Source organism: Bacterioplanoides sp., from assembly GCF_965226395.1.
Classification (GTDB): domain Bacteria; phylum Pseudomonadota; class Gammaproteobacteria; order Pseudomonadales; family Oceanobacteraceae; genus Bacterioplanoides.
Window position 1 is genome coordinate 2,115,001 of sequence record NZ_OZ245358.1, and the last position, 13,987, is coordinate 2,128,987.

Here is a 13,987-nt window from a genome sequence, read left to right on the forward strand (position 1 = left end):
ACACGAAAGTGGACGTATAGGGTGTGACGCCTGCCCGGTGCCGGAAGGTTAATTGATGGGGTTAGCTTCGGCGAAGCTCTTGATCGAAGCCCCGGTAAACGGCGGCCGTAACTATAACGGTCCTAAGGTAGCGAAATTCCTTGTCGGGTAAGTTCCGACCTGCACGAATGGCGTAACGACGGCCACACTGTCTCCACCCGAGACTCAGTGAAATTGAATTCGCAGTTAAGATGCTGCGTTCCCGCGGCTAGACGGAAAGACCCCGTGAACCTTTACTATAGCTTCACAGTGAACTTTGAATTGTCTTGTGTAGGATAGCTGGGAGGCTTTGAAGCGTTAACGCCAGTTAGCGTGGAGCCAATCTTGAAATACCAGCCTGGTCAATTTGGGGTTCTAACTCAGGTCCATTATCTGGATCGAGGACACTGTGTGGTGGGTAGTTTGACTGGGGCGGTCTCCTCCCAAAGAGTAACGGAGGAGCACGAAGGTCGGCTAATCCTGGTCGGACATCAGGAGGTTAGTGCAATGGCATAAGCCGGCTTAACTGCGAGACAGACACGTCGAGCAGGTACGAAAGTAGGTCATAGTGATCCGGTGGTTCTGTATGGAAGGGCCATCGCTCAACGGATAAAAGGTACTCCGGGGATAACAGGCTGATACCGCCCAAGAGTTCACATCGACGGCGGTGTTTGGCACCTCGATGTCGGCTCATCACATCCTGGGGCTGAAGCCGGTCCCAAGGGTATGGCTGTTCGCCATTTAAAGTGGTACGCGAGCTGGGTTTAGAACGTCGTGAGACAGTTCGGTCCCTATCTGCCGTGGGCGTTTGAGATTTGAGAAGAGCTGCTCCTAGTACGAGAGGACCGGAGTGGACGAACCTCTGGTGTTCGGGTTGTCATGCCAATGGCATTGCCCGGTAGCTACGTTCGGACAGGATAACCGCTGAAAGCATCTAAGCGGGAAGCCCCCTTCAAGATGAGATCTCACTGGAGCTTCGAGCTCCCTAAAGGGCCCAGGAAGACTACCTGGTTGATAGGCAAGGTGTGTAAGCGTTGTGAGGCGTTGAGCTAACTTGTACTAATTGCCCGTGAGGCTTGACCATATAACACCCAAACTTGGTGGTGTTAACAAGCCAAAGAATATAAGCACCGCAAGGTTCGCAAGAGAATCAAAATACTCATGTATCCAACCTATTAGCTGAATGATTGCAGAACGCGTAAGACAATCACGACGCAACAAGCTTTGCTTGACGACAATAGAGCTGTGGAACCACCTGAATCCATTCCGAACTCAGAAGTGAAACGCAGTATCGCCGATGGTAGTGTGGGGCTTCCCCATGTGAGAGTAGGTCATCGTCAAGCTCTTATTTAAAAGCCCTGATCATGTAAATGGTCAGGGCTTTTCTCGTTTTGGCTTTCCTGCACCCAATCCTTCGGGCAACGAGCTTACACGGACGTACTTGTAAGACTATTGTCTCTTATTTAAGAAAACAGTCCTCAATTGTTGAATGCCTGAGACAATCACTGATTTAGTCCCTCATTGCGACAGTATTTCCTTCTTTTTATTAATTCATTCCTTTTATCTACTATTAAGCTGCCAAAGCACAATAAAAAAGAAGTGTGTTACTACTCTATTTATGTCCCTTACTTGATGATTGGTTTATCCAATAAGTATTACTTTGAAAGTGGTACTATGGTGCTCTTAATTTAGCTTGAATGAATTTGGTTATTTCTTATCCTGTCAGGACTAAATAAATATAAAAATAAATTGTCACCGCATCTTTATTCTCCGAGTCTTATCCCGGATCGGGCGACAATTCCATTAATTTGGAGTGTCCTGTGTATCGTTTTTTATCTGTACTTCTTTTAGTTCCGCTGCTGAATGCGCATGCTGCATTACAGCCAATGGATGATGAAGAGCTTGGTGATCAGGTTGGCCAGGCATTTATTCAGTTTGACCGCACTGAAAATGTTGGTGGGCTGGACTTTACCAAGATTACCTTTGGCTTAAACGTTGAAACCTCTCTGAATGCGGATTTGGTTGATTTAGGCAACTACAGTCGAAACGGTCAGGCAGGTTCAGATATCCGGATTAACGACTTTGCTCTTGGTAGTGTCAATGATGATGGTTCTATTAATCCATTTAACATAACCGATCCTTTTCTGGAGGTGGCTTTTGATGAAGATCAAAGTGGCCGTCAGAATGTTGTTGGCGTTCGTTTTGGCTTTTCCGGAGCTCAGGGAAGTCTGTCAGGCAATATTGAATCACTCACTGGTAATATCGAAGTTGATGTCGTCGGTAGCGCCAGCCCTATCTATGATGAAGCTAACTTTTTTCAGCAAGGCCTTTTATTTCTGGCCGGGGTGAGCCGAAATACACGTTTGCGGGCCGACGCCGTTTTAGTTGATGGTTCCGGAAACCCAACTAACGTCAGAGCCAGTTCTGTAGGTGTTGCTAATGGAGAAACATTACAGTGTGAATCTGGTTGTAACTTAGGGCGTTTGAGTGACTTCTTGCTTGGATTATTTGGCTCAAATAACTGTGCTGTATTAGGGCTCTCAACCTGCTTCGATTTGGGAAATTTTAATACATTACAAATTGGCAGTGATAACGCACCGGCAGAGGGGTTGTTCGTTTCTTTTCAGTCTCAACCAATTACCTGGATAGATGGAAATACAAGCACACGAACGGTATCTGGTGCTTACGTCAATATCCCTAACGGTGGGATTGTTGTGGACTTTGAACAGTCCTTTAATGGCATTCCCCGTGTTCGTACCAAACTACTGGATCCTTATTTTGATTAAGTTAATTTTTTCAGCTTTATCAGTGGGTGCAGTGACCTTTTCTGCCTCCGCTGAACTGCAGTCACTTGATGATTTCGAGATGGATCAGGTGACGGGAGCCGGTCTGGCGATTGTTCTGGAAGACTTTGCTTTTGAGGCGGGCCAGAATATTGCTGGAGCGAATAATAACCAGCTCGATATCAGTGGCCTGCAAACCTCAGATGGCCGTAATGTTGTTCTTAGTGTGTCCCAGTTTTACATTGCCGGTAGTGGCAGTAATCAGGGGGAGAATGTTATTGGCAATGGCGTAAACCTTGGCCGATTACTATACCCCTACCAGATCAATCTGCTGGATGGCGACGAGATTGGTATTGACGATAAAGCGGTTCTTGAACTGGCCGCTCCCAGTCGTTTAAACACGAATAGCCTGTTAAATCAGGACTTTCGTACACGCTCACGTCGCTGTGGCAGTGGATTCTCTTGTCAGCAACGCTCTCAGGGCGTGACGGGCATTAACCTGTCTGGTTTAAGTTCCCGCAGCTCGGAACTGGCTGACTTCGGTACCCGTTTTGATCTGAACATTGACGGCACACGTCAGCAATCCCTGGAAACCCATGCAACTGGCGTTGCACTGGATGGCTCCCATGTTCGTTTATGGGGAGACAACAATCGTATGGTGGGTAATCTGGCCATCAATTTATACGCAGATGACCTGACTATTTTTGCCGCCAATCCAGATGGTACAAATGCCGGTAACAGTGTGGTGTTTGATGATCTGGTACTGGAGGCCGAACTGGGCTATGGCGATCGTCAAGCGGTTGAATTTGAAGTTCGCGATGATGGTAATTTTGAGCTGTTGATTGGTGGCCGAGACCGAGCGGATACCTGTCAGTTAAATAGCTCTGGTAATTGTAATAATCGCGCAGGTTTTGCCGATTTTTATGATAACGGGCCAAAAGCTAACATTTATATTGATGATGTTCGGGTGGGTAACCAGAGTTTTGGTAGCACGACGATATCCAATCTACAAATTCAGTATCTGAAAGTCACCAGCAGGGATCTGTAATGACTCTATATAAAACAATAATAATAAGTGTTCTGATGTTCTCGTTCCCTGTTACTGCGCTGGAACCTATGTCGGCCGAAGAGATGTCAGCAACGTCTGGTCAGGGTGGCGTTTATTTAACCGGTGATTTAACAATTAATGAAAATGGTGGGCCATTAAACCTGGATGGCCCGGCGCAGAATAATCATAACTGGCAGGTGAACTGCTCTGCGAATAATGCGGATCGCCGCTGCGGTGCTCGTTTGGCACTCAATACCGGTGGCGGGCGTGGCTGGTTAATTCTGGATAATATTCGTGGTCGTTTTTCGTTTGAAGGTCTGACTCTGAGAACCCGGAAAATTACCGACGGCTTTAATGGTGATGGTAATCAGTTTAATGAAGATGTTTTTGAGGTTGGTTTGCCTAACCAGCTGGATTACGAAGATGCTTCTTTAACTCTGGCTGGTGCCAGTGGGCCACGCCCGACGGATAGCAATTATCAGCAAGTTGATATTGTCACCCTGACCATTAATGGTGTTGCTAATTTACAAGGCAACGCATTGATTTTCCCAACAGGAGATTAGTGAGATGCTTATCCGCCTTTCTCCGTTGACGATACTTATGCTGGTTTTACCAGCGGCTGCAGGACTAAAGCCCATCAGTGATACCGAGTTGGAAACGGTAACAGGTCAGGCTGGTATATCGATTGATACATCAGCTGCGCTGACGATTGATGAACTGGCTTATATTCAGGATGGCAATCAACTGCAGGTGCAGGATATTCGTATCGGCCAGCAAGCGGATATATCTCAGGCGGTATTAACTCGTCAGAAGGTGGATATTGAAGCGGATGGCACCCTGAGAATTTCCACTGAGGTGGATCCTACCCGGGTGACGGTCGGCGCAGTTCGAATTAATGATTCGAGCGGCAGTGTTGGGCAATATCAACTGGATTACAGTGGTAACAGCCTGGTTCGTATTGGTCCTTCGAGCGATCCTGATAACTATCTGGAAGGCTCATTTCAAACGGCTATCTCGGATGCTGAACTCGTCTGGAGTACCAATGGTAGTTCATTAAGTTTCGATGATATTGGCTTTAACGCCAATATTACCCGCCTGGGCATTGGTGAAGCGGTTCGTGGTAATCAAACGGGCCTGAACTTTGACCTGGAAGAATTCGCTTATTCTTTTTCATCGGGTGGCCTCAAGCTGGGAGACGTTTCACTGGGGACATTTTCCGGCGAATTAGCATTATCAGGTGATGCGCAATTATTTGCCGGAGGGCGTTTGGGGTCGGAAGGGATCAGTCTGGACGCCAATATTAATATTTTGCAGAACCCGGATAACTTTGTTCGTTTTACCGACGATGGCAATGACCTGTTTATGGGGGACTTTAATGGTTCTCTGAATGTCTCGAATCTGACATTGGATATTGAGAACGACAGTTTATTACTGGGCTTTGATTCGCTGAGCGGTGCTTTTAATGCTGACCGCATTATGATTGGTGATGAGGTGAATCCGGTGGGTGCCATTCAGCTGGATTTCTTATTTACGGATGGTGCTAGAGGACAATTTAACTTCAGTAATTTGGTACGCTTGCTTCCGGGAATCCATCAGCCGGATTTCTCTACCTTGCCTTCTGATAACGAACTCGGAGACGGACGTGGTAGCCGCGAATATGCACAACGGTTTTACTCTGGTTTAACCGATGAGAGTGAGGGCTTATCCGTCATTGCTAGCTGGAACCTTCAGAGTGGTAATGTCGCTTATATCGATAACAACCGTACCGTTATTTTCAGCGGCTTTGATAGCTATGGCTCGGGCGCTGCGACTTTGGATCTACGCCAGTTTGATCATGATAATAACCCGTCCACACTCAATAAATCGGCTATTGCTGTCGGGCTTAATCAGGTTCGTGGCAGTTACAGTATTGATGGTTTAAAAGTTGGCAACCGAGATGCACCTTTACAGGGTGGCGCTGAATTATTGCTGACACTCGAGGTGTTTCAGGCGATGGACTTCACGCTGGATGGCTACACTTTGATCACCGCAGGTGGTGTGAGTGGTGGTGGCATTCAGGTGGATGGCGATTATTTATTTTCCAACAGTAATATCGGCTTGTCGATTGATGAAAATGGCCAAGGGGTTTGGGCCACAGGTGTCGACTACGATATTCACTTGCGCGGCTTTCAGGTGGATGTCAGTGACTCTGGTTTAAGTGTTAATCGTACAGAGCAGTGGAGCACGATGGATATTGATGACTTGCGCTGGGGGGATCGTACAACCGGAACCAGTGTTGGACGTGTCGTACTGGAGCGCTTTGAGAAAGGTTCATCATTAACCATTAACCCGGGTGGTGCCGGTGCCGTGTGTGTTGGTGCCAACGCCTCCAGTGCCGGAGGCTGTAGTGCCGCTGGTGGGCGCTGGGAAGACCGTGGTAATGAAGGGTTAACCGTTGCCTTAAAAGCGGCTTTTGCACCCGAAGGACTAACCAGCGATGGCTCGACCGCCCGTAACCGCCTGACCTGGGAAAACAACCGTGATCGTGTTGCCGGAAACCCGGTTAACGGTACTGGCACTCAGCTTATTTTTGATGGCTATAGCACCAATGATGGCTTAGGTACTGCTGATAGCAACGACTACGGTTTCCGCGCCAATCTGAATATTGATGTGTTTGAGACCCGGGTGTTGAAAAAAAGCAGTGGCCCGGATGATTTAGGAATCGATGGTAATGTTGGAGATGAGCTGATTTATAACGATGATTCCCGGGTTGACTACACCTATGTAGCGAATCCAACAGCAGAGCAGCAACAGCTACGGCCGCTGGGTTTTGCGGTGCAGGGTAATGTGTCGTTTAAAGATTTTGAAATTAATCAGATTCAGCTGAAGCACCCGGATGTGGTTGCACCACAAACCATTGTATCGGGAGCGGTACTGCAGAATTTTAATGTCACCACCAACCTGACAGCCACTCCGATTCGCTGATATTTAACCGCGAATCCCACATCACTCTGCTGCAGAATCACGGTATCGCGCGTATAATGGCGCGATATTTTATTCGTGATTAGCAGTGGAGCAGCACATGAGTCAGCAAGATCGTTTGGTCATTTTTGATACCACGATGCGCGATGGGGAACAGAGTCCTGGCGCATCCATGACCAAAGACGAAAAGATCCGCATTGGTAAAGCATTAGAAAAAATGCGTGTGGATGTGATCGAAGCCGGTTTTGCTGCGGCCAGCCCGGGCGATTTTGAAGCCATTCAGGCGGTAGCGGCGAATGTCCGCGAAAGCACCATTTGCTCGCTGGCGCGTGCGGTTGATCGTGATTTAGAGCATGCAGCCGCGGCGCTGAAGCAAGCAGAGCGTGCCCGTATTCATACCTTTATCGCGACCTCGCCGATTCATATGCAATATAAGTTGCGGATGGAGCCGGACCAGGTTATCGAGCAGGCGGTATATGCGGTTAAGAAAGCCCGTGGTTTTGTCGAAGACGTTGAATTTTCGTGTGAAGATGCTGGTCGTTCTGAAGACGATTTCTTATGCCGTATTATTGAAGCGGCCATCAATGCCGGTGCCTCCACCATCAATATTCCGGATACCGTGGGTTATGCCATTCCGGAAGAGTTCGGCTATAAAATCAAAACCCTGTTAGAGCGCATTCCGAATTCCGATAAAGCCATCTTCTCCGTGCATTGCCATAACGACTTAGGTCTGGCGGTGGCTAACTCGCTGGCTGCGGTTGCCAATGGTGCGCGTCAGGTGGAATGTACCATCAATGGTCTGGGCGAACGTGCCGGTAATGCTTCACTGGAAGAGCTGGTGATGGCAACCCGTACCCGTCATGACCTGTTTAATATCGAAACCGGTATTGATACCACACACATCGTTCCGACTTCTCGTTTGGTGTCTTCCATTACCGGCTTCCCGGTACAGCCGAACAAAGCCATTGTCGGTGCTAACGCTTTTGCTCATGAATCGGGCATCCACCAGGACGGCGTTCTGAAACATCGTGAAACCTACGAGATTATGAAAGCCGAAGACGTAGGTTGGGGTGCCAACAAAATGGTGATGGGTAAGCACTCTGGTCGTGCAGCGTTCCGTAGCCGCCTGGAAGAGCTGGGTGTGACCTTTGATACCGATGCAGCGCTGAACGAAGCTTTTGCTCGTTTTAAAGATCTGGCCGATAAAAAACATGAAATCTTTGATGAAGATTTACAGGCGCTGGTGTCTGAAGCCAAAGCGGCTGCGGTAGAAGATCGCTATAAGCTTGTGTCGCTGGAAAGCCACTCAGCCACGGGTGAAACCCCTGTATCGGAAGTGGTTGTCAGCCGTAACGGTGAAGAGTTTAAAAACAAATCCGATGGCAGCGGTCCGGTTGATGCGTCATTTAAAGCGATTGAAGCCGTGGCTCAGTCTGGCGCTAATCTGCTGTTGTATTCCGTGAATGCTATTACTGAGGGCACCGACTCTCAGGGTGAAGTCACCGTACGTCTGGAGAAAGGCGGTCGTATTGTGAACGGCAACGGTGCGGATACCGATATCGTGATTGCCTCGGCCAAAGCCTATATCCACGCACTGAACCTGTTGGAAGGGGATGCTGAGCGTCAGCACCCTCAAGCTGACGGCGTTTAATTTTCCCTATGCTGGAACAAACGCGGCTCGATTATTTACAGGCCATGGGCATCACTCAGTGGATGCCCCGCAGTGCGCTGGAACATGCACCGCAGCCGCGTTGGTTGCCCACTGAAGCTGTTAACCATCACTCCCATCAGGAAGTGGAACAACTGGCGCAAAGTCATCATATTCCACCGGTGATGGCAGCCGAGTTGTTGGCCGTAGGCGATGCTGCACAGCAGTCTCGTAGCGCTGCGAATACCTCAACCTCGAATAAACCAGACGTATCCCAACGCACTGAAGCGAATGACGCGCTGGAAACGGCTGTTACCGTGGCCGAGACGGCTAAAACAGAAACGGCTAAAACAGAAACGGCAGACCTGACTCCACCTCGGTTTGAATTACATTTCTTACGCGTGGGTCAGCACGGTGTCTGGGTATGTCAGGATGCTCAGACGCTGGATGCCATGATGCGCTTTGCTTATCGGGTGATGGCGGGGATGCAGCAACCGCTGGATATGATGCAGGCACCGTTGACGTTCCGCTGGCCGTTTATTGAATCCAGTCATCATGATCAAAGCCGGGCGGTGGCCGTTCAGGCACTGACGGCTCAGTGGCAGCATTTTGCCACACAAGGAGCGCGCTACATCATCGCCTTTGGGGACAACTGTCAGCACTGGCTGCCGCAGGCTGGTGCTGATATGAGTGGTAATAACAGCTTCTGGGCGGCCAATCTGAATCAGGTGTTAGAAACCCCGGCAGAAAAACGGCGTTTATGGCACATGCTGCTCCAACAAGGTTCCGTGCTGTAGCGCAGCAAAGCATCGGGCAAGGTAAGGTATCGAGCAAGGTGAGAAACGTATTGTGATTCGTGCGGCAGAACAATCCGATTTAGAAACCATGATGCAGGTTGAGCAGGCGGCGCATTCACACCCCTGGGCGGCCAGTATCATGCAGCGTTATCTGGCCAAACCCAATGTCTGCTGGGTGCTGGAATATCAACAGCGTGTTGTTGCTCATGCTGTGGTGTCCGTGATTGCCGATCAGGCCGAATTATTAACCATTGCTGTACATCCGGATTACCAGGGGAATGGATTTGGCAAACAAATGGCGCAACAGGTGATTGAGGTGGCCAGCGCCGCTGCGGCTGAGCAGTTATTTCTTGAAGTGCGGGAAAGTAATAGCACGGCCATTGCTCTGTATGAATACCTGGGCTTTTGTGAAACCGGGCGACGGCGGAGTTATTATCCGACGGCTACCGGGCGCGAAGATGCGTTACTCTTTGCGCTACCGCTACTCTGAACCGACCTGGCCGGGCATGATGCTATGAACGAAACCTCCGATCGTGCATTAATGATTCCCAATGAATTACTGATTTTCAGCACGGTTATGGGGGTGTTGCTGCTGGTGGCTGCTATTCGTCAGGTGAACTGGCCTGCGATTCAGGCAAACCGCGCGGTGCAGCATATGTTCTGGGGCAGTGTGCTGGTGGTGTCGGTGTTCTGGTATTTACGGGCGGGTATTCAGCCGGGTATTGAATTTCATATTCTGGGCTATACCGCGCTCACCCTGATGATGGGCTGGCAGCTGGCTTTATTAGCCGCGTTTTTTGTTCAGTTGCTGATGTTACTGGCGGGTAAATTTATCTGGCAGGAATTGGCGTATCAGTACGTATTTTTCAGTGCGTTACCCGTGATGTTCAGCTACGGCTTCCATCTGCTGGTATACCGGCGCATGACCCATAACCCGTTTGTTTATATTCTGGTGGCTGGATTTTTTAACGCCGGTTTTACCCATGCGTTTACCGATATTATCCGCAGTGCGTTATTGCTGGCGATGGAGTTATACACTCCCGATATTCTGTGGCGTGATTATTTACGCTATTTGCCGCTGATGATGTTTCCGGAAGGGGTGGTGAATGGAATGTTTATCACCGGTATGGTGGTGTTCCATCCACGCTGGTTAAGCACCTTCGATGAAGACTCTTATTTTCGCTAATCGCTGCTGTCGCTAGCGCGGCGCGTATTTCTGCAGCTTTCGTTGCAGAGTTCGACGATGCATATTCAGCGCCCGTGCTGTTGCTGAAATATTGCCCTCATTCTCATTTAAAACACGCTGAATATGTTCCCACTCCATCCGCTCTACCGACATTACCTCGGGAGTGTCTTCTGTCTCCGTCACTTGTGGTGCGTCTGAAAAGGCATTTAATAATTCCTGCAATGTTGCGGGTTTATGCAGGTAGTTATACGCGCCTAACTTAACCGCTTCGACCGCCGTTGGAATACTGGCGTAACCGGTGAGCATCACAATACGGGCGTTGGGCAGCAGGGTGGTTAACGGCTCAATCAGCGTTAGCCCGGAGTCTTTTTCCAGACGCAGATCCAACGTGATCCATTGCGGCGTGTGTTGCTGAGCCAGTGACAAGGCCTGTTCTGTGGTTTCAGCCGACCAGCATTGATGGCCCTGACGCTGCAGGCTGCGACATAACACCTGAGTAAAATGCAGATCATCATCAATCACTAAAATGTCTGGTTTATTCATACGTTCTGCTTTGTCTGCCTGGATGCTTAATTAAGTGCCTGGGTTAAGTGCTCAGGTTAGGTATCTGAATTAGATGCCATGAGCGGCAACTGAATCTGGCATAAGCTGGCACCATTATCCAGCGCGGTTAATAACACACGACCACCAAATTGCTCCACACTGGCATTGCTGAGATACAAACCAATGCCCATGCCATGCTCTTTATTGCTGTTAAATAAGGTGTGTGAATTAAGTGGGGTTTGGCTTAATTGCGAGGCGGCCTGAGGGTCGGGTTGCAGAATATCCAGTACCCAGAATTGCTTCTGTCGTGAGGCGCAAAGCTCAATGGGTTGCTGTCCGGCTTCTGCAGCATTATCTAGCAGGTTTAACAACGCCTGATCGAGTAAGGGTGATGCCGCCAGTGTTGCCGGAACATCAAGGCCCTTATCCACCCAGCGGGCATTGGGATGGCTCAGACGCCAGCGGTGCAATAAGGATGTCACCCAGCGTGTTGCTTCGTGCTGGCCAAATGATGCTTCAGAATTGGAGTGATTTGCCTGACGGCCAGCTTGCGTCAGTTGCTGCAGGGATTGGCGACACTGATTGACCTGCTCCTGCAATAACGACAGATCGTCAGCCGCCAGTGGCTGGTCGGGCTGTAATGCCAGATCCTCAAGCAGCATATTCATGGTCATTAAGGGCGTGCCCATCTCATGAGCGGTACCGGCGGCCAGTGTGGCAATACCAATCAGCTGTTCGTTTTTGAGTTGCTGTTCTCGTAACTGCTGAATTTCTTTTTGCTGTTGTTGGCGGGCTTTCAGCAGCATAGGAATAAAAGTAATGACAATGACGGCGCTGATCACAAACGTCAGCCACATACCGGCCAAATGCCAGTCGAATAATGAATGCCCGCCTAAAGCGTGGTTATGACCCTCAGCCATTAACGGCTGGTACCACTGAGTTAACGCGCTGTAATCGGCAATACATAAGAGCGCAACCCACAACGCCATACTGGTACTCAGGCTGTAAGCGGCAAACACCAGTAACACCAGAAAATAAGAGATAAACGGGTTGGTTGCCCCGCCGGTAAAAAACAGCAGGCCGGTTAAGAGCTGGGTTTCAAACGCCAGGTGTAATAACAGATGCCAGTCTTTGATGGGCTGATGCTGAGCAAACTGGCTGCGTTGACCTTGCCAGCCACTGATTAATAACAGTGGCATATACAACGCCAGCAGTAACCACGCCACCGAGAGTTGACCAAATCCCTGATATTGCAGGTAGCCAAGAAAGATCAGCCAGACAGAGGCGATGGATAAGCGCAGCCAGGACAGGCGTTGCAGAACAAGGTCGAGGTCGTGATTCATGCCGCCAGTATAACGGCATGAAAGCACTTTTACCTGAGGTTATTTTCGCCAGATGGTCTGGTCAATCTGCCCCGGGTAGTCATCGGTATTAGTAAATTGTGGAACCTGCTTCTGATTCAGCTGCTGCTCGTAATCGCGGGTCAGTTTAATCACCACACCCGACAGCAGGATCAGAGCGACCAGGTTAACCATGGCCATCAGGCCCATTGACGCATCCGCCGCATCCCAGACGATGCCGACTTTTTCCAGCGCACCCCAGATCACCATGCCAATAACCAGAACACGCACCACCATCAGTAACGGTTTCACGTAACGGTTACCCATCAGGTAGATCAGGTTGCTCTCTGCGTACATGTAGTTACCAATGATCGAGGTAAAGGCAAAGAACAGAATGGCAATCGCCACCAGTGCTTTACCACCGCCGCCCAGTGTTGCATCCAGCGCAGCTTGAGTTAACTCAACACCACTCACGCCATTACCGTGTTCCATCACACCCGACAGCAGAATCACCAGCGCGGTACAGGTACAGATAATAATGGTGTCGATAAAGACACCCAAAGACTGCACAAAACCCTGTGACGCCGGATGGTGTGGGTTAGGAGCGGCACTGGCCGCTGCGTTCGGGGCGCTGCCCATGCCGGCTTCGTTAGAATACAAACCGCGCTTCACACCATTTAATAAGGCTACCATCAAGCCACCCATGATACCGCCTGCGGCTTGTTCCAAACCAAAGGCGCTGTTGAAGATCTGCGCGAACATGGCCGGTACTTTATCGTAGTGCATTGCAACCACTGACAAGGCTACCATCAGATAAACCAGCGCCATTAGCGGTACCAGGGTTTCAGCGGCGCGGGCAATGGAATGAATGCCGCCAAAAATAACAATGGCAGATAACGCGGCTATCACCAGACCTGTTGTCAGAGTATCAATGCCAAAAGCGCTGTGCATGGCAACGGCGATGGAGTTTGCCTGTACCGCGTTAAATACAAAACCGAATGAAATAATCAGCAGGACGGCGAACAGCATGCCCATCCAGCGTTGACCCAGACCACGTTCAATATAATAAGCCGGACCACCGCGATAGGTGCCCTGATCATCCTGGGTTTTGTATAACTGCGCTAATGCACTTTCGGCGTAACCGGTTGCCATACCTAATAAAGCGGTCATCCACATCCAGAAAATAGCACCGGCACCACCAACATACAGAGCGACAGCCACACCGGCTAAGTTACCGGTTCCGACCCGGGACGCTAAGGACGTACACAATGCCTGAAACGGCGAAATACCAAAGTTATCCTTTCCTTTGCCGCTGAATAAAATCGAAAACATATGCTTAAAGCGGCGCAGTTGAATAAAGCGCAGGCGCAACGAAAACATAATGCCAACCCCTAACAGCAGGGGAACCATTAATTGGCCCCAAACCAGGGAATTAATTGCACTGATGATTGATTCCATACAGACCTCAAATTGATCGAAAAGAATCGGATAACCAGACAAGCCTGAGGCGTTTGCTGATTAATCCGGGCGAAATATGAACGCCCATATAGAATAGGCGCTTTTTTGAAGGCGCGGGAGGCTATCACAACCAATAGAAATAGTACGCCGCGGAAGCGGAATCCGGGCCTTTAATCGTGTTTTTGGGTATTCACTCGTAGGTATA

Annotated in this window: 11 protein-coding genes and 2 rRNA genes (1 of these 13 cut by a window edge); 10 read left to right on the forward strand and 3 right to left on the reverse strand. The window is 49.5% G+C overall.

Going from position 1 to position 13,987, the window contains the following annotated elements; all coding sequences use genetic code 11:
* From ACO05E_RS09685 to ACO05E_RS09730, 10 genes are all read left to right on the forward strand, one after another.
* A 23S ribosomal RNA gene (locus tag ACO05E_RS09685) occupies nucleotides 1–1,102 on the forward strand; it begins 1,786 nt to the left of the window's first position.
* A 143-nt stretch (nucleotides 1,103–1,245) separates the two neighbouring features.
* Nucleotides 1,246–1,361, forward strand: a 5S ribosomal RNA gene (gene rrf, locus ACO05E_RS09690).
* A gap of 477 nt (nucleotides 1,362–1,838) precedes the next feature.
* Nucleotides 1,839–2,804, forward strand: coding sequence for a hypothetical protein (locus ACO05E_RS09695; RefSeq protein ID WP_419812731.1), 966 nt, complete (start codon nucleotides 1,839–1,841; stop codon nucleotides 2,802–2,804).
* The gene (locus tag ACO05E_RS09700; protein WP_419812732.1) at nucleotides 2,797–3,849 is read left to right on the forward strand and encodes a DUF6160 family protein; all 1,053 of its coding nucleotides are present in this window, start codon (nucleotides 2,797–2,799) and stop codon (nucleotides 3,847–3,849) included. Before ACO05E_RS09695 ends, ACO05E_RS09700 begins: the two co-directional genes overlap by 8 nt.
* 35 nt (nucleotides 3,850–3,884) lie before the next feature.
* The gene (locus ACO05E_RS09705; protein ID WP_419812733.1) at nucleotides 3,885–4,412 is read left to right on the forward strand and encodes a hypothetical protein; all 528 of its coding nucleotides are present in this window, start codon (nucleotides 3,885–3,887) and stop codon (nucleotides 4,410–4,412) included.
* Nucleotides 4,413–4,449: 37 nt separating this feature from the next.
* Nucleotides 4,450–6,813 (forward strand): DUF6160 family protein, encoded by a 2,364-nt coding sequence (locus tag ACO05E_RS09710; RefSeq protein ID WP_419812734.1) that lies wholly within the window; start codon nucleotides 4,450–4,452, stop codon nucleotides 6,811–6,813.
* A gap of 97 nt (nucleotides 6,814–6,910) precedes the next feature.
* On the forward strand, nucleotides 6,911–8,461 hold the full coding sequence (locus ACO05E_RS09715) for a 2-isopropylmalate synthase (protein ID WP_419812735.1): 1,551 nt from the start codon (nucleotides 6,911–6,913) through the stop codon (nucleotides 8,459–8,461).
* Between the two features lie 8 nt (nucleotides 8,462–8,469).
* Complete coding sequence (locus tag ACO05E_RS09720; protein WP_419812736.1) at nucleotides 8,470–9,255, forward strand: hypothetical protein; 786 nt, start codon at nucleotides 8,470–8,472, stop codon at nucleotides 9,253–9,255.
* A gap of 52 nt (nucleotides 9,256–9,307) precedes the next feature.
* On the forward strand, nucleotides 9,308–9,745 hold the full coding sequence (rimI, locus tag ACO05E_RS09725; RefSeq protein WP_419812737.1) for a ribosomal protein S18-alanine N-acetyltransferase: 438 nt from the start codon (nucleotides 9,308–9,310) through the stop codon (nucleotides 9,743–9,745).
* A gap of 24 nt (nucleotides 9,746–9,769) precedes the next feature.
* The gene (locus ACO05E_RS09730) at nucleotides 9,770–10,441 is read left to right on the forward strand and encodes an energy-coupling factor ABC transporter permease (RefSeq protein ID WP_419812738.1); all 672 of its coding nucleotides are present in this window, start codon (nucleotides 9,770–9,772) and stop codon (nucleotides 10,439–10,441) included.
* A gap of 12 nt (nucleotides 10,442–10,453) precedes the next feature.
* Here the strand turns inward: ACO05E_RS09730 and ACO05E_RS09735 are convergent, their stop codons facing one another.
* The 3 genes from ACO05E_RS09735 to ACO05E_RS09745 are packed head-to-tail and all read right to left on the reverse strand — an operon-like array spanning nucleotide 10,454 to nucleotide 13,782.
* Nucleotides 10,454–10,984, reverse strand: coding sequence for a response regulator transcription factor (locus ACO05E_RS09735; protein ID WP_419812739.1), 531 nt, complete (start codon nucleotides 10,982–10,984; stop codon nucleotides 10,454–10,456).
* A gap of 56 nt (nucleotides 10,985–11,040) precedes the next feature.
* On the reverse strand, nucleotides 11,041–12,327 hold the full coding sequence (locus tag ACO05E_RS09740) for a hypothetical protein (RefSeq protein WP_419812740.1): 1,287 nt from the start codon (nucleotides 12,325–12,327) through the stop codon (nucleotides 11,041–11,043).
* A gap of 39 nt (nucleotides 12,328–12,366) precedes the next feature.
* Nucleotides 12,367–13,782, reverse strand: a complete 1,416-nt coding sequence (locus ACO05E_RS09745; RefSeq protein WP_419812741.1) for an alanine/glycine:cation symporter family protein — start codon at nucleotides 13,780–13,782, stop codon at nucleotides 12,367–12,369.
* Nucleotides 13,783–13,987 lie beyond the last annotated feature (205 nt).